Origin of the sequence: Thalassospira sp. CH_XMU1458, from assembly GCF_037027205.1 — a bacterium.
GTDB lineage: Bacteria > Pseudomonadota > Alphaproteobacteria > Rhodospirillales > Thalassospiraceae > Thalassospira > Thalassospira tepidiphila.
Genome location: NZ_JAYMDW010000001.1, coordinates 984,157 through 1,001,094, shown reverse-complemented (window position 1 = coordinate 1,001,094; position 16,938 = coordinate 984,157). Strand labels below are relative to the sequence as shown.

The window sequence follows — 16,938 nt, the reverse complement described above, 5'->3', positions numbered from 1 at the left end:
GAATGACAAAGTCGCAATCCGCTAAGGGGGACCAACCTCCGTCATTTGATCTGAACCGTGACAGCGATGCTGCTGATCTTTTTGCAGCACTGCTTGATACGGCCGATACAGGGCTGATTGCGCTTGCCCCGGACGGGACGATTTGCCACTGGAACCAATGGATGCAAAGCCGGTCGGGCAAGGATGCCGATCAGGTGATGGGCAAGGCGTTGCACGATGTGTTTCCCGACACGAAACTGGGCCGTGTCAGCCTTGCGATTGAAGATTGCCTGAAATTCGGCATGCCGGCTGTCATTTCGCCCTCACTCAATCAGGGTGCCTTGCCGCTTCGTCCCCTACCGCAATTTGCCGCCAGTTTTGATCGTATGGAACAATCCATTCGTGTTCATCCGATCCAGACCAAGCGTAATGGCACGCTTTGTTCATTGATCATTCGCGACGTCACACTGGCTGTTCAGCGCGACCGTCTTTTGCGCCAGCAGGCCGCTGAGCTGGCCGACCTTGTCACGCAAACCAAACGCAGCGAAGACCGCACACGTGCGATTTTGCAAAACACCATCGATGCCATTCTTGTCGCCTCTGACGATGGCAGCATCGAACCGCTTAATTCCCGCGCGCAGGAGCTTTGCGGTCCGACGGGTGATCCGGAACTGCGCAACATCATCCGGTTCTTGCTACCCGATAGCGAACATACCCCGCTGACCCCGCCGCCGCCAAACCGGCTTTTGACCGACCTTGGCACCGGCGTGATCGAAGTACTGGCATCGACACTCAGTGGTCGGAACGTGCCGCTTGAAGTCGCGATCAGCCATTTTTCGGCCGATCAGCGTTATCACTACATCATTACGCTGCGTGATATTTCCCAACGCAAACGTCACGAAAAAGAAATCCAGCGCACGATGCAGGAACTTGAACGTTCGAACGCGGAACTCGAACAGTTCGCCTATGCCGCCTCGCATGACTTGCAGGAACCGCTGCGCATGGTTTCAAGCTACACGCAGTTGCTTGCCCGGCGGTATGAGGGGCAACTCGACGAAACTGCTGACGAATTCATTCATTACGCGGTTGATGGCACGCAACGCATGCAGCGGATGATTGATGACCTTCTGACCCTGTCGCGGGTTGGACGCCACGGCAAACCGTTCAATCCCGTGCCGCTCGACAATCTGTTTGATGCCATCGTCACCAATTTCAGACGTGCCGGTTCTACCATCGAAGGCAACATCATCCGCGAGGGCCACCTGCCGACCGTCATGGGGGATGCAAGCCAGTTGCTATTGTTATTCCAGAACCTGGTGTCAAACGGGCTTAAATACAGCGATCCGAAAAACGGTCAGGTCCGGATTTTTGCCTCGGAAACACCCGATAGCTATCGGATCTTTGTCGCCGATAACGGGATCGGCATCGACCAGCAATATCACGAAACCATCTTTGAAATCTTCAAGCGCCTGCATGGCTATGGGGATTATGCAGGGACGGGAATTGGTCTTGCGATCTGTAAAAAGATCGTCGACCGCCATGGTGGCGGCATCGATGTCACCAGCAAGCCCGGCCAGGGCAGCACATTTTGTGTCGAGCTGCCAAAAGATTTGTCGATTGTCGCCGCATCCGAAAGCATGTAGCTTTCAGTTTACGTAAGCGTAAAGATGATTGAGCCCCCATGAGCGACAGCTACACCATCACCGATCTTGCCCGCGAATTCGAAGTCACCACCCGAACCATCCGCTTTTACGAGGATCAGGAACTGATTTCGCCCGAACGGCAAGGTCAGACCCGGATCTATAGCCAGCGTGACCGTGTGCGCCTGCGCTTGATCATGCGTGGCAAGCGACTTGGATTTTCACTAAAGGAAATTCGCGATTTGCTGGATCTTTATGACGGTGATCGCAGCGAGATCACCCAGCTGACCACACTGGTCGACAAGGTCAATGAACGCCGCGCGACACTTCGCAAGCAACGTGAAGACATTGACGCAACGCTTGATGAGCTCGACAAACTTGAAGAAACTTGCCAGGAAGAACTGTCGCGTAAAAAGGCAGGCTAAGAGCCCTGCCCTTTGCCAGCGTTATTGACTGCTACCTGTTGGGTTCTGCACCTTGGCCAACCGGGCTTCCGAAGGGCGGGACAGGATAAAACAGCTAACAGGAATGGCGACCAGAAGCTGAATAAACGCCACCCAGCGGTTCTCGATCAGCACCAATGATGCCGTAATCACCACCAGAAACGCCACCATCGCAAGAGTTTTGGCACGTCGATTGATCACGCCATATTCGTTCCATTGACGGATCGACAAACCAAAACGCGGGTGATTGCATATCCAGTCATGCAGGCGCGGCGATCCCTTGGCAAACAGCCAAGCGGCCAACAGCATGAAAGGCGTCGTTGGCAAAAGCGGCAGGAAAATACCGATCACACCAAGACCAACAGAAAGCCACCCAAGGGCCAGATAGATATGCGAGACGCGCAGCATTGATTTCCTGTTTACAGTCAGCCCGACCCCTGACAGGTTAAAGCAGAGCTTAATGTAGGCATAGAAATCAGCAAATTCAATCAATCGCCGACCATCACACTCAGTTAATTGATCACCTTGAAACAGTTCGACAATCTGCACGGTTTCCCATGCTTGAAATTGTAAATGGCCTCTATCTGGATGAACGCCATCTGAGTTTTCAGTTTGTCCGTGCCTCCGGCCCGGGCGGGCAGAACGTCAACAAGGTATCCAGTGCTGTTCAGATGCGTGTGCGCATTGATGACCTGACCGAATTGCCAATGCATGTGCGCAATCGCCTGCGTGAACTTGCCGGCAGCAAACTGACCAATGACGGCGAAATCATTTTTGACGCGCAGCGCCATCGCACCCAGGAACGCAACAAGCAGGATGCGATCGACCGCTTTCTGGCACTTTTGCGCAAAGCAGCCGAACGCAAAAAATACCGGGTCAAAACCCGCCCCAGTCTTTCTGCCAAACGCAAACGCGTCGATTCCAAAAAGAAGCGCGGCGACACCAAGAAGATGCGACAAAAACCGTCCTATTGATCGCCCCCACACAAAGGCCTGCCATGACCATCGACTGGAACAGGATTTCAATAGCGTCTCTTCCGGCCAATTGCGGGTGGAAGGGAACCTATCGCGTTCGTTACTCCGAGATCGGCGACAATGGCAAGGTCATGATGTCTGCACTGGCCGACTATATGCAGGATGCCGCTGGCTGGGGCGCGCGTATCCTGAAACTGGCCTATGATGATACGGTCGATCAGGGCATTGCATGGGTTCTGGCGCGCATGGTCATTCATATGCGCGACTATCCGGGAAATGGCGAGGATATCCTGATTGAAACCTGGCCGTCGGGGGTATCACGCCGGGTCGCTACCCGTGACTTTCGCCTGACCAATAGCAAGGGCGAAATCATCGGTGTCGCGCAAAGTTTCTGGGTGATGTTTGACCTTGGCACCCGTCGTGCGGCCCAATGGCCCGATTGGGTGGCCGAACGCCTGCCCGATCCCCCCGGCCCCAAATTGATCGAGCCACCTTTGCGACCAGTCTTTACCACCGATCCTTTGCCGACCATGGATAACATCAAGGCACGGCCGTCCGATCTTGATCTGTATGGACACGTCAACAATGTGCGCCTGATGCAATGGGTCATGGGGGTTGCGGGTCCGGACGGTCGACCGGACTTTCACCCCGAAAGTCTGGATATTCAGTTCCGCAGTGAATGCCGTGTGCAGGAACGTGTTGCCATTCGTCATGCGGATGGCTTTGCAGCCATCACCCGCGAAGAAGATGGCACCGATCTGGTGCGTGCCCACATCGTGCCGTTTAACCAGACTTCCGTGGCCTAGGCCCAAATGCCGTGAAAGCGGACCTAGCGGCCATCCATCATCGCATCAAACAAATCAGCAATCGGCTTGAAGCTTTTGCGGTGATGGGCGGTCGGGCCCACCTCGCCCAGTCCAGCCATATGTTTTTTGACCCCGTACCCGGCATTGCCTTCCCAACCAAAGAACGGATATCGCGTGGCCAGGCGGGCCATGGCGCGGTCACGCACCACCTTGGCAACGATTGATGCCGCGGCAATGGAAAGCGACTTGCTATCGCCTTTCACCACCGTTTCCACCGCACAGGGCAACCCGGGATCGCGATTGCCATCGACCAGTGCCTGATCAGGCAAAGCCCCAAGGCGACTGACAGCACGGCGCATGGCGACATAGGTCGCCTGCAGGATATTGATCTGGTCAATCTCGCGCACAGATGCCGCGCCAATGCCGACTTCGGCACAGTTCATGATAACCGCGTAAAGGTGATCACGTTTCTTGACCGAGAGTTTCTTGGAATCATTAAGCTCGGACAGCAGCTCCACCGGCAGACGTTCATCGCGCGGCAGGATAACCGCCGCCGCAACGACCGGACCAGCCAGCGGCCCCCGACCGACCTCGTCGATCCCGGCAATACGCCCCTGATACTGATCTTCGATGGAAAAATCCGGCATGGTGATCTCTGTCCCGTCCCTCTCTGTCATTCGTCTTAGCAACTGGGATGCACGCAGGCAACACACCCTAAAAACAAAACGGCACCGGTTTCCCGGTGCCGCTTGAATTCATCAAAGGTCCTGACCCTTTCAGGTTTCCTTTTCCTGATATTCCTCGCTGGGGTCATACCCCTCTGGCCCGATCGGATCAAAGGTTGCCCAACCTTCATTCTGTTTGCTGGGCGGTAGTTCCTTGTTCGGATCAACATTCAGCAACATATACGCCTTGGCGATCAGGTTTGCGGTGATCGGCGCTGTCAGGAAGATAAACAGCGTAATCAGCAATTCGTGAATGGTGAATTTCCCGCGTTCGATCCAGAAGAACAGCATGGACGCAATCAAGACACCGCCAAGCCCGACAGTGCTGGCCTTGGTCGGTGCATGCAGGCGCGGCAAAAGATCACGCAACTTGATCATCCCGAACGACCCAACCAGCAAGAACAGCCCGCCGATCACGATCAGAAGCGAAATGATGAGTTCAACAACAAACGGCATCGTTACGCTCCCTTATTCGATGATGTCGCCGCGCAAGACGAACTTGCAATAGGCCACGGTTGAAACAAATCCGAACATCGCAAACAGCAATGCCCCTTCGAAATACATCGCGGTCGCCTTGCCGATCCCGTACAGCACCAGAAGGGCAATGGCATTGATCGCCATGGTATCAACGGCCAAAACCCGGTCTGCCGTGGTCGGCCCGACGGTCAACCGATATAGGTTCATCAGAAGTGCCAGCGCAACGCAGATAAAGCCGAAATTCAGTGCATAATCGATCATTCGAAAATCTCCTTCAGACGGCGTTCGTAGCGGTTCTTGATATCGTCCACCACGCTCTGCGGATCGGGTGCGTGCAGGCAATGCACAAGCAGGCTTTTGGCATCGGCACTCAGATCAATCGTCACGGTTCCCGGCGTCATGGTGATCGTACCGGCAAGGGTTGTGATGGCTTCTGGCGAGGTCAGATCAAGCGGCACGACAACCGACTTTGATTCCAGACTTTCGGTCTTCCGAAACAGGATCAAACCAGCCACGATCACATTCGCCACCAGAATGTCCCACAGCACAATCAGCCCGTACTCGCAAATGCCATAGACGTTGCGCAAGCGCGGTCGATCCTGCCAGAAACTGGCCGTGATCAGCGGAATGATGATCGCAAGAATAAGCCCAAAGATCACCGCACCGGCCGAGACTTCATTGACCAGGAACACCCAGACAACAAGCAGCACAAGTGTCAAAAGCGGATGGGGCAGATAACGTTTTATCATCTTTCTATCCTCTCCCCTTATTGACCGACCAGTGACAGGGCGTTTGCGCCCAGCACCGCTTCGATGTAATGCGACGTATCAAACAACTGTGCCGCAACACCGTTCAGATACTCGGTAATTGGTCCGGCAAAAATGGTCAGCGCAATCAGGCCACTGACCATACCGCAACTGGCAATGATCGGCAGAACCGGCCATTTCGCACCTTCGACCGTGATTTCGCCGTCGACGGAGGCACTTTTCCAGAACAGCACACTGCCCGCCCGGCCAAAACCGACGATACACATCAGTGACGTCACCAGAATGATCGACCAGATCCAGACCATGGCATCACTATCGCGTGCCGCATCAAGGATCTGAAGTTTACCGATAAAACCACTGAGTGGTGGCATCCCGGCCATACCGATCGCACCGACAAAGAACAGAACAGCCAGGAAGCCGGTCTGATGGAAACGCGGCGCGGTATGCAAGCTATCGCCGAACTGCCCGCGGCGTGACACCACAAGATCGGCAATCAGGAACAGGGCCGCCGCCGAGAAGGTCGAATGCAGCATATAATAAAGACCGGCCGAAATCGCTTCGGGCGTAAACAGCCCGATGGCAATCAACAAGGTCCCCATTGATCCGATCACCGAAAAGGCGATCAGACTGTTAAGGCGCTTCGCCGCCAGAACCCCGGTCATACCAAGTACCAGGGTCACCAGTGCGGCCGGCAGGACATAAGGCGCTGCGAGCCATGCCATGTCGCCTGCCGTATCGCCAAAGGCCAGCGAATAGACACGCAGCACGCAATAGGCCCCGACCTTGGTCATGATGGCAAACAGGGCTGCCACCGGTGCCGGTGCATTGGCATAGGTGCCCGGCAACCAGAAATGAACCGGAACAAGTGCGGCCTTCACACAGAACACCAGAAGCAGGATCAACGCACCGGCGCGCAGCAGGGCCGCATCACCCGACGCGACATTGGTGACCTGAATGGCAAGGTCGGCCATGTTCAGCGTCCCGGTGACGGAATAGATCATGCCGACACCAATCAGGAACAAGGAAGACCCTGTCAGGTTGATGACGACATATTGCATCCCGGCCTTCAAACGTTCTGCGCCCGCGCCATGCAGCATCAAGCCATAGGACGCAATCAGCAGAACTTCGAAGAACACGAACAGGTTAAAGATGTCACCGGTCAGGAACGCACCATTGACCCCCATCAGCTGGAACTGGAAAAGGGCATGGAAATGCTTGCCGCGCTGGTCCCATTCGCTTGATGCGAAAAGAACAACGCCAAGACCCAGAAGCGATGTCAGGAACACCATCATCGCCGAAAGACGATCAAGCACCAGAACAATGCCAAACGGTGCCGGCCAATCCGAAAGCGCATACATTTCCGGGCCATTGCCACTGGCATAAACCAGAAGCGAAAGTGTGACGGTCACAAGGGCGACCGTGGCCGTGATGGAAAATACGCGCTGCAAAATGATATCGTGACGCACCGCCAGGACAATCAGGGCGGCCATCACGGCGGGCAGCACTATGGGAACAACAATCCAGTCACCCATCAGTTTTTATCTCCTGCTTCGGATGGCGCGCCAACCGGACGACCGTCAACATGGTCATTACCGATTTCAAGGAAAGTCCGGATCGACAAAACAACGATCAATGCCGTCATACCGAACGAAATCACAATTGCCGTCAGGACAAGCGCCTGTGGCAGCGGATCGGTATATTCGGTGACACCCTCACGCAGGATCGGCGGCATATTGATGGTCAAACGTCCCATGGCGAACAGGAAGACGTTCACCGCATAGGACAGCAGGGCCAAGCCAACAACCACCGGGAAGGTTCTCCCGCGCAGCAACAAATAAGTCCCGCACGTGGTCAGAAGCCCAATACTGCTTGCGACAAGAAATTCCATATCAGGCCTCCTTGCCCGGCGTTGCCGCCGGTGCTGCCGACAACGACGGATCGTGGTCCATCGGCTCGGTATTTATCTCGACATGTTCGGCCATACGTTCGACCTGCGAAAGTTTGGCAAGGGCCAGCATCACCGCCCCGACCACGGTCAGGAAGACGCCAAGGTCAAAGCCCATGGCCGATGCCAGTTCAAACTCGCCAACGATCGGCAGGTGAACATGAACAAAACCACTGGTCAGGAACGGCAGACCCGCAACCCAGGCTGAGACACCGGTAATCGCCGCGGCAATCACGCCAAGACCGATCATGCCATGGTAATTGACCTTCATACGGTTCTGGGTCCAGCCAAAGCCCGACGCCATATACTGCATGACCAACGCAACCGACACGACCAGACCGGCGATAAAGCCACCGCCTGGTTCATTGTGACCGCGCAGGAAGATGTAAACACCCACCATCAGAGACAGCGGCAACATCACACGCGTCGCCACAACCATCATCATCGGGTGACGATCAGCCGAGCGACGGTTGCTGACAACCCAGTTGGCCAGACGTTTGGCCGCCTCGCCCTGGGTCACGGTTTCAATCAGCGCAAAGATCGAAAGTGCGGCAATTCCAAGAACGATGATCTCGCCAAAGGTATCAAACCCACGGAAGTCAACGAGGATGACGTTCACAACGTTGGTGCCACCACCTTCGGTTTTCGAGTTCGCCAGATGATAGGACGAGATTGTGTTTGGCAGATCGCGGGTCATGATCGCCCAAATCGCACCTCCAACCCCAAGACCAGCCGCAATCGAGACAATACCGTCACGCATTTTGCGGCCCGGCAGGCTTTCCTTCGGCGTTTCCTTGGGCAGGATGTTAAGGGCAAGCAACATCAGAATGACTGTCACTACCTCGACCGAAATCTGCGTCAATGCAAGGTCCGGTGCCGAAAGATAGATAAAACCAAGCGACACAATCAGACCAACCACACCGACCAGAAGCAAGGTCAGCAAACGGTTGTGATGCATAAAGACCGACGCAATACAGGTCACAACCAGCAACAACCAGCCAATCGCGGCTGGCGGCGAGACTTCAAGAAGCTCACGCGTGCCTGACTGGAAGTCCGGCTGCGCATAGAAGCCCGAAAGCCCGATCCCGATGGAACCGATGATCGTGATTGCAAGATAACGCTGCAATGATCCGTTATGCAGATTGTCCGAAACCAGTCGGCTGAGCGCGACGGCCTTGGCCATGCCGCAATCAAACATTGCCTTGGCATCGGGCCGCGACAGGTTGGCGGTTGCCGACATCAGGCCACCATGGCGCATCAACAACAGCGATCCACCGATAATCGCAATCACACTCATGCCAAGGGCCGGCGTCAGCCCATGCCAAAGCGACAGATGATATTCCGGCAATTCACCACCGATAACAGCCCCTGCGGTCGCAGCGACCAGCGGTCCGGCAATGGTTGCTGGGAACAGACCGATCAGAACCACCAGAACCGTCAGCAATGCGGGCGGTGCCCACATACCAAATGGCGGGTCATGCGGATGATGCGGCAAGTTTTCATCACGCGGCTTGCCCAGCCAGACGTGGAAGATAAACCGGAAGGAATAGGCCACCGAGAACAGGGCACCGACGGTCGCCAGAAGCGGAACCACCCAGTTCTGATCCAGCCACATGGTGTGCCATGCTTCTTCCAGCATCATTTCCTTGGAAATGAAACCATTGAGCGGGATGATCCCCGCCATCGAGGCGGCGGTGATAATCCCGATGGTGCCAGCAATCGGCATCAGGTTGAGCAACCCGCCAAAACGACGGATATCACGGGTCCCGGTTTCATGGTCGATGATACCGGCCGTCATAAACAGGGCCGCCTTGAAGGTCGCGTGGTTGATGATGTGAAACACCCCGGCAACAGCCGCCATCGGCGTTCCGAAACCAAGCAGCATGGTGACAAGACCAAGGTGGCTGACGGTCGAGTATGCCAGAAGCCCCTTGAGGTCGTGCTTGAAGATCGCAATCCATGCGCCCAGCACCATGGTCACCAGACCAGCCGTCGCGACGATATAGAACCATTCCGGCGTGCCCGACAGAACCGGCCACATGCGCGCCATCAGGAAGATGCCCGCCTTCACCATTGTGGCCGAGTGCAGATAGGCCGAAACCGGCGTCGGTGCCGCCATCGCGTGCGGCAGCCAGAAGTGGAACGGGAATTGTGCCGATTTGGTAAAACAACCCAGCAAAATCAGGATCAAGGCCGGCAGATACATCGGCGATGCCTGGATCAGATCGGCGTTCTGCAAGATCACGGTCAGATCATAGGACCCGACAATATCGCCAAGGATCAGCATCCCGGCAATCATAGCCAAACCACCAGCACCGGTCACGGCAAGCGCCATGCGCGCGCCCTGACGGCCTTCTGGCAAATGTTTCCAGTACCCGATCAGCAGGAACGATGACAGCGATGTCAGTTCCCAGAAAATCAACAGCAGCAGGATATTATCGGAAAGAACGATGCCGACCATGGCCCCCTGGAACAACAGCAGGAACACATAGAACCTGCCCATCGGGTCGTCCTTGGAAAGATAGAACCGCGCATAGATGATGATCAGCAGACCGATACCCAGGATCAGGGTCGCAAACAGCAACCCGAGCCCGTCAAGGAAGAAGGTCACATTCAGACCAAGTTCCGGAAGCCAACTGTAACTGACCTGAAATACCTCGCCGGCAATGACCGCCGGGGCCTTTGCCATCAGCAAGATCAGGGCAAGCAGCGTGACAGAACCGGTCGCTGTGGCACAAGCATTGCGCCCGGCCCTGATCATTATGGCGGGTAAGACCGCCCCAATGAAGGGAAGCAAAACAATGAGGGTGAGACTCATGAAAGACCCTTATTTTTGGATATTCGCCGCATCGCCCCGAACGCGAGACAGCAAGAAAATTCCGCCAGAAGTTAATATTAGTACTGATAATGGTCAAGAAAACCCAAACAGCGCAGCTTTTTAACACCCTGCTGTCAAGTGAAGCCGATCACCAAAGATCGCAATTATAGCGGGCAAACCTTACTTTTTACCGCCTGCGAGCTGTATCGCCTCAGGCATCATGCGCAGCCTGACCATGGCAATCGTTCCCAAAACAGGCCCGACAGCCAACATGGCAAACGCCCCCCACCAACCTGTCTGATCGGCGACAACCGGCACAAGATGGATGGAAACAAGTGCAATCAGGAACCCGATGGCATTTTGCAGGGTTAATGCCGTACCGACCTGATGGGGGTCGGCCAGTTCAATGACGCAGGACGAGAACTGCGCGGAATCCGCAATCACGGAGATCCCCCAAACGATGCAAACCACAATAAGAAGGATGATCGGGGCATCGGATAGCCCACCGGCAACCAGCGCACAGGCGCCACTGACGATCATGGCGGCAATCGTCACGGTCGTTCTGCCAATCCGGTCTGCATAATACCCCCCGGCCAAGGACCCGAACGCACCGATGCCAACAATGGCAAAGGTTGAAAGTGCTGACCAGACACCGGGATTATCCATCACACGATCTGAAAACGCGCCATACAGGAACAATCCGATCCAGCCCCACATGGCATACAGTTCCCACATATGCCCAAAATAGCCATAGCAGGCATGGCGCAGCGGCTTGTTTGACCAGATCTTGCCAACCATTTTCGGATCAAAGCGGGGCGACCGTCCCGGTGTCCCACCCAGATGCACAAACAGGATGGCAATCGCCGCGATATAGGCGGTTACACTGGCGGTCATGATCACGTATCGCCAGTCCAAGGGCACTGCCACCGCAAACAGGTGCGGCATGGCAGACCCCATTGTCAGCGCCCCGACCAAAAGCCCGACCAAGAAACCGGTATCCCCGCGTGACCAGGTTGCAACCATCTTCATGCCAATCGGATAAATCCCGGCCATACAAACACCTGTGATCAACCGCAACAGGATCACAACAACGCCGTCAACCGGAACAACAAGGATCAGGATATTGGCAGTCGCGGCAATCATCGCCGATGCCGCCCAAAACCGCCGGGGTTCGATGCGATCCGCCAGACCAAGGATCGCACTGGTTACAGTTCCCAGAACGAAGCCCAGCAAAACTGCACTGGTAAATAATGAAGATTGCAGCGCCCCAATGCCAAACTCGCTGCGCAATTGCGGCAGCACCGCCGTGGCAGAGAACCACAGCGCAAGCGCCATCAACTGGCAGACCGTAATCATGGAAACGGCAAAAACCTTGCCCGTACGCACCTTGCTTCCCCCGCGGCATTTTTGGCATTTCGGCCATCATACACAGATGTTGTCGAATGCCTATCTTGGAACACCTCACCTTTCCAGCCGTTTCAACAGTACCCCGACACCTGAAATGGCAGGAAGGTCACAATGGATTTGCTAGATCAATATTCAAACGGCGTCATGACCGCACTTGGTTTCTTCTGGAACGCGCTGTGGGCGTTTGTGCTTGGTTACGCTATCAGTGCCGCGATTCAGGTTTTCGTTCCCAAGAACCGCCTGACTGCGCATATGGGCGACGCCGGGATCGGTAGCGTTTCGCTTGCCGGTTTGTTTGGCGCCATATCAAGTTCGTGCTCGTTTGCAGCCCTTTCGGCGGCACGATCCTTGTTCCAGAAAGGTGCGCATTTCATTGCCACTGTCGCCTTCATGTTCGCATCGACCAACCTGGTCATTGAACTTGGCGTTCTGATCTTCCTGTTTATGGGGTGGCAGTTTCTGGCCGCCGAAATCATTGGGGGTATCCTGATGATTGCGATTTCTGCTGTTCTGATCCGCGTGACATATCCCAAGGAGATGATTGAAGCCGCCAAGCAACATGCCGATGAAGAAACCGGCAGCGAAGAAGACGACTTCGACTGGAAGAAACGCGTCAAGTCCCAGGAAGGCTGGCAACAGGTCGGCAACCGCTTTGTCATGGAATGGCAGATGGTCTGGCGTGAAATACTGATCGGTTTCACGATTGCCGGCTTTATTGCGGTCTTTGTCCCGGCCGAATTCTGGCAGACCCTGTTCCTTGCCGGGGACGGCACGGGTAAGGCAGCAGACTTGCCGTTCCTGACCGTTCTTGAAAATGCCCTTGTGGCACCATTTGTCGCGGCCGCGACCTTTATCGGTTCAATGGGGAACATTCCATTGGCCACGGTTCTGAGTGCCGGGGGTGTCAGCTTTGCCGGGATTATGGGCTTTATCTATTCGGACCTGATGGTCCCGCCACTGGTCAAGGTCAATGCCCGGTATTATGGCTGGAAAACTGCGCTTTATATCGCAGGTGTCATGTATGCCAGTATCGTCGCAACGGCTCTTATCCTGCACTATGCCTTTGTCGCAATTGGCGCCCTGCCTGAAAGCAGCCGAGACATCGCCGAGGTCAGTGCCTTTGGCGTCAATTATACGCTGTTCCTCAACATCGCGGCCTTTGGGCTGATTGGCATCCTGCTGTGGCTTCGTCGCGAAGGTCAGAAAGCAGCACAGCACGACCACGAGCATGATCATGGTGGCCACGACCACGGTCACGATCATGATCACGACCATGACCATGGCGACGGGTCTGTGCTTTCCCTTAAAAACGTGATCGTCGGAACGGCGCTTACGCTGCTTGCAGGTGGCCTAGTGCTTAAGGCAACCAGTTTGATCTAAAAGAAAAAAAGTGCCGCCGGCAAAGCCGAGCGGCACAGTTTTCCCGAGCGGGAATAAAACAATAAGTCAGTTAACTTAATCAGGTTAGATCACGCTGATCATCAATCACCTTGCCGTCATTGGGCAAACTGCCAACCTCTGCGGCCAAAACCGTCCCGCGCAGTTTGCAAACGCTGGCAAGGGTTTCGGCAATCGCATCAATCTGGCCGTCATCAATACCCTCGCAGGTCAGGGTCATGACGTCGTTATCGTTTTCGCGGGTAACGACAAGCCGCGCCTTGGCAATATCGCCATGGCGTTTGACGATTTCACCGATCTGTTGCGGATGAACAAACATACCCTTGATCTTGGTGGTCTGATCGGCACGCCCCATCCAGCCCTTGATACGATGGTTTGTGCGACCACACCCACTTGCACCCTCGGCAATTGCCGACAAGTCGCCAGTCGCAAACCGGATCAGCGGATAGTCCATGTTAAGCGTGGTAACGACGACTTCGCCAACCTCGCCCTCTGCCACCGGCTCGCCCGTACCCGGACGGACGATTTCAAGAATGATGTCTTCGGCAACAATCATGCCGTCCTTGGCATCGCTTTCATAGGCAATCAGGCCAAGATCGGCACTGGCATAGCATTGCAGCATGGCGATATCGCGTTCGGCAAACCAGGATCGCAGACTTTCTGGTAATGCTTCGCCCGATACCAATGCGCGCTTGATCGATGAAATATCCGCACCAAGCTCCTCGGCCTTTTCGATCAGGATTTTCAGGAAGGATGGCGTGCCGCTATATCCGGTTGGCTTAAGGTCGCTGATTGCCTTGACCTGTGCCTCGCTTTGTCCGACCCCGGCCGGAACGACAACACACCCACAGGCCCGTGCGCCACTATCAAAGATAAAGCCACCCGGTGTCAGATGGTAGGACAGGCAATTATGAACAATATCGCCGGGGCGGAAGCCAGCGGCAAAGAACGCCCGGCCCATCCGCCACCAGTCATCGCCCTTGCCCTGCGGATCGTAAATCGGCCCGGGGCTTTGGAACAGGCGCGCCATCGCCGGGATTGGCGTTGCGTTCAAGCCCGCAAGTGGCGGTTCCTTGGCCTGTGCATCAAAAAGATCCGACTTGCGGGTCAGCGGCAGTTTCGCCAGCGCATCGCGGGTGGTGATTTTTTGCGGCTCGATATCGGCCAACAGTCGACCATAAGCCTTCGATTGCGATTTGGCATGATGCAGAATGCGCGGCAGTGCTGCCATCAAGCCGGCCTCGCGGCTTCCGGGAGTTCGCGTTTCGCGCTCGTCATAGTAAGTTTTCAGCATCATACCCGTCTTTCATTCAAAGGCGTCCACCACACCGATATACGGCCCCAGTGTCGCGATCCTAGAGCCAACGTTTGCGGCGCTTGTAGGACTTGATGTTCTTGAAACTTTTGCGTTCTTCAGAACCGCCGCCAAGATAGAACTCCTTGACGTCCTCGTTATTCAGAAGCTCATCACGGGTGCCATCCAGAACAACCTTCCCGCTTTCCATGATGTAACCATAGTCGGCAACCTTAAGCGCAAAGTTGGCGTTCTGTTCAACGATGAGCATGGTGATGCCCTGTTCGCGATTGATCTTTTCAATGATCCCGAACACTTCCTTGACCAGAAGCGGCGACAAGCCCATTGACGGTTCATCAAGCAGGATCATTTTGGGCCGCGCCATAAGCGCACGGCCAATCGCCAGCATCTGTTGCTCCCCACCTGAAAGGTAACCGGCAAGCCCGGTCCGTTCCTTAAGGCGCGGGAAATATTCAAAGACCATTTCAATATCGTCTTTGACCTTGTTGTCCTTGCGCGTATAGGCGCCCAGACGCAGGTTTTCGATGCAGGTCATATCCTCGATGATACGGCGGCCTTCCATAACCTGAAACAGGCCGGAGCGCACGATATCCTCGGGATTGCCATTGGCAATCTGGTTGCCCATGAAACTGATGTCACCACGGGTGACTTCACCGTCTTCGGTTTTCAGCAAACCCGAAATTGCCTTAAGCGTCGTGGATTTACCCGCCCCGTTCGGGCCCAGCAGGGTAACGATCTTGCCTTGCGGAACCTCAAGCGAGACGCCACGCAGGACCAGAATCACCTCGTCATAGACGACTTCGATATTGTTGACCGACAGCATCGGTTCGGCGGTTTCTATTTTGCGGGCGGGCTCTGCCATGGTGTCCCTTTCGAATGATCTTCTTGTGATCTCCAGCTGTCGGAGACAGGGCATCTTGCGTCTTATGCCCTGCCTCCGAACAGTCTGGGAGACATTCGTCTTACTGGATGGTCTTAGTAACCAAGCCAGTCGTCACGACGCGGCAGCGTTACAGTCGTTACTTTTTCGACCGTTGCTTCACCGCCCTTGGCGCTACCGTTATAGATATTGACGGTGTTGATGCCGCGATGGTCTTCGGCGGTCCAGGTTGCTTCCATGCAAACGCCTTCAAGACCGGCCGGCACCCAGTTCTGGCGGGCATACATACCTGCCTTGATGTTCGCGCCGGTGATTCCGCCATTGTTCTTGGCCCATTCCATGGCTTCTTTCATGTAATAGGCAGAGCAAATGCCACGGATATAGTGATGGGTACGGAACTCTTCGCCAGAACGGTCCGACATCTTGGAGATTTCACGCACCAGATCCATGCCCGGAACACCTTCATCGGTCCAGAAGCTGGTCATCGCCGGGAAGATGTAGTTTTCGACATCGCCAATGGTTTTAAGGGTCTCGTAGTCACCAGCCCAGATGTTGGCCAGCCATTTCGGGGTGGCACCAACCGTGTCACAGGATTTCACCAGCGACACAACCGACGGGCCAAGGTTACCAAGGTAGCCATAGTTGGTCCCGGCTTCCTTAAGGGTCAGGCACTGTGCCTTGAAGTCACCCGGCTTCATCGAAACAACGACCGGTGCGGTTACTTCAAAGCCAAGCTCGGTTGCGTATTCCGCACAGGCTTCCTTCGGGGCGTTCGGATAGGGGTGGTTATCGCCGATATGCGAGAAAACCGGCTTGCCCGAACCACCAGACTGTTTCCAGTCTTCTGCGGCCCACTGAACCAGCGCACGGCAGGCGTCGGAATAGGACGCACCATAGAAGAAGTTATAAGGTGCCGGTTTGGCGGTTTTCGGGTTTTTGCCCGTCGGGTCGGTCAGGTGACCGGAATAGGATGCGGAATAGACCGGCACTTCATCCTTGGCAACGAAGCTGATCAGGGCTTCGGTATCGCCCGTACCCCAGCCCTGCATCGCAACCATGTCGTTGCGCGAACGCCACTTTTTGTAGTTCGCAATCGCCTGCGGAACCTTGTAGGCATAGTCAACAGATTCAGAATCCAGAACCGTGCCATCAATACCGCCATGGGTGTTGATGTAAGACAGCGCATCGCGCACACCATCGGCATAGAACTTGCCAATAAAGCCGGTGGCACCGGTGATATCCATCAGATGGCCGACAAATACCATATCGTCATCTGCTTGTGCTGCCGAGAACGACAGCCCCGTTGCAACCATCGCGGTCGCTGCAATCAATCTTTTCATAACGACGTCTCCCTTGGACGTTTT

At 55.3% G+C, this 16,938-nt stretch carries 17 protein-coding genes; 5 read left to right on the top strand and 12 right to left on the bottom strand.

Features of this window, described 5'->3' with window-relative positions:
- Positions 1-2 precede the first annotated feature (2 nt).
- Together WBY09_RS04515 and WBY09_RS04510 are read left to right on the top strand one after the other, a co-directional pair.
- Complete coding sequence (locus WBY09_RS04515) at positions 3-1,622, top strand: ATP-binding protein (protein WP_197145992.1); 1,620 nt, start codon at positions 3-5, stop codon at positions 1,620-1,622.
- A 38-nt stretch (positions 1,623-1,660) separates the two neighbouring features.
- The gene (locus WBY09_RS04510; RefSeq protein ID WP_064779803.1) at positions 1,661-2,044 is read left to right on the top strand and encodes a MerR family transcriptional regulator; all 384 of its coding nucleotides are present in this window, start codon (positions 1,661-1,663) and stop codon (positions 2,042-2,044) included.
- Between the two features lie 21 nt (positions 2,045-2,065).
- On the opposite strand, the gene WBY09_RS04505 is transcribed toward WBY09_RS04510, so the two are convergent.
- Complete coding sequence (locus tag WBY09_RS04505; RefSeq protein WP_336232104.1) at positions 2,066-2,554, bottom strand: YbaN family protein; 489 nt, start codon at positions 2,552-2,554, stop codon at positions 2,066-2,068.
- A gap of 65 nt (positions 2,555-2,619) precedes the next feature.
- Between WBY09_RS04505 and arfB the strand changes: the two genes are divergently transcribed.
- Together arfB and WBY09_RS04495 are read left to right on the top strand one after the other, a co-directional pair.
- Positions 2,620-3,036, top strand: a complete 417-nt coding sequence (gene arfB, locus WBY09_RS04500; RefSeq protein WP_064787466.1) for an alternative ribosome rescue aminoacyl-tRNA hydrolase ArfB — start codon at positions 2,620-2,622, stop codon at positions 3,034-3,036.
- A gap of 23 nt (positions 3,037-3,059) precedes the next feature.
- On the top strand, positions 3,060-3,842 hold the full coding sequence (locus WBY09_RS04495) for an acyl-[acyl-carrier-protein] thioesterase (RefSeq protein WP_336232103.1): 783 nt from the start codon (positions 3,060-3,062) through the stop codon (positions 3,840-3,842).
- Between the two features lie 23 nt (positions 3,843-3,865).
- Here the strand turns inward: WBY09_RS04495 and WBY09_RS04490 are convergent, their stop codons facing one another.
- From WBY09_RS04490 to WBY09_RS04455, 8 genes are all read right to left on the bottom strand, one after another.
- Positions 3,866-4,489 (bottom strand): ribonuclease HII, encoded by a 624-nt coding sequence (locus WBY09_RS04490; protein ID WP_197145996.1) that lies wholly within the window; start codon positions 4,487-4,489, stop codon positions 3,866-3,868.
- A gap of 129 nt (positions 4,490-4,618) precedes the next feature.
- A complete protein-coding gene (locus WBY09_RS04485) occupies positions 4,619-5,023 on the bottom strand; it encodes a Na+/H+ antiporter subunit G (RefSeq protein WP_064779806.1) in 405 nt (134 codons plus the stop codon).
- Between the two features lie 12 nt (positions 5,024-5,035).
- Positions 5,036-5,305: a K+/H+ antiporter subunit F gene (locus WBY09_RS04480; RefSeq protein WP_063088598.1), complete on the bottom strand. Its 270-nt coding sequence runs from the start codon at positions 5,303-5,305 to the stop codon at positions 5,036-5,038.
- On the bottom strand, positions 5,302-5,793 hold the full coding sequence (locus WBY09_RS04475; protein WP_064779807.1) for a Na+/H+ antiporter subunit E: 492 nt from the start codon (positions 5,791-5,793) through the stop codon (positions 5,302-5,304). Before WBY09_RS04475 ends, WBY09_RS04480 begins: the two co-directional genes overlap by 4 nt.
- 17 nt (positions 5,794-5,810) lie before the next feature.
- Positions 5,811-7,343: a monovalent cation/H+ antiporter subunit D gene (locus tag WBY09_RS04470; protein ID WP_197145998.1), complete on the bottom strand. Its 1,533-nt coding sequence runs from the start codon at positions 7,341-7,343 to the stop codon at positions 5,811-5,813.
- On the bottom strand, positions 7,343-7,699 hold the full coding sequence (locus tag WBY09_RS04465; protein WP_064779809.1) for a Na+/H+ antiporter subunit C: 357 nt from the start codon (positions 7,697-7,699) through the stop codon (positions 7,343-7,345). The genes WBY09_RS04470 and WBY09_RS04465 overlap by 1 nt, the downstream gene beginning before the upstream one ends.
- Before the next feature lies 1 nt (position 7,700).
- On the bottom strand, positions 7,701-10,574 hold the full coding sequence (locus tag WBY09_RS04460) for a monovalent cation/H+ antiporter subunit A (RefSeq protein WP_336232102.1): 2,874 nt from the start codon (positions 10,572-10,574) through the stop codon (positions 7,701-7,703).
- 180 nt (positions 10,575-10,754) lie between these two features.
- Positions 10,755-11,960, bottom strand: coding sequence for an MFS transporter (locus tag WBY09_RS04455; protein ID WP_336232101.1), 1,206 nt, complete (start codon positions 11,958-11,960; stop codon positions 10,755-10,757).
- Positions 11,961-12,092: 132 nt separating this feature from the next.
- Here WBY09_RS04455 and WBY09_RS04450 point away from each other — a divergent pair, with 132 nt between their 5' ends.
- Entirely contained in the window at positions 12,093-13,361 is a 1,269-nt protein-coding gene (locus WBY09_RS04450) for a permease (protein ID WP_286792909.1), read from the top strand.
- Positions 13,362-13,440: 79 nt separating this feature from the next.
- Here the strand turns inward: WBY09_RS04450 and WBY09_RS04445 are convergent, their stop codons facing one another.
- The 3 genes from WBY09_RS04445 to WBY09_RS04435 all read right to left on the bottom strand — a co-directional run bounded on the left by WBY09_RS04445 (position 13,441) and on the right by WBY09_RS04435 (position 16,914).
- Entirely contained in the window at positions 13,441-14,676 is a 1,236-nt protein-coding gene (locus tag WBY09_RS04445; protein ID WP_336232100.1) for a phenylacetate--CoA ligase family protein, read from the bottom strand.
- A 58-nt stretch (positions 14,677-14,734) separates the two neighbouring features.
- Entirely contained in the window at positions 14,735-15,517 is a 783-nt protein-coding gene (locus WBY09_RS04440) for an ABC transporter ATP-binding protein (RefSeq protein ID WP_008889240.1), read from the bottom strand.
- Between the two features lie 152 nt (positions 15,518-15,669).
- Entirely contained in the window at positions 15,670-16,914 is a 1,245-nt protein-coding gene (locus tag WBY09_RS04435; RefSeq protein WP_064779813.1) for an ABC transporter substrate-binding protein, read from the bottom strand.
- Between the last annotated feature and the right edge of the window lie 24 nt (positions 16,915-16,938).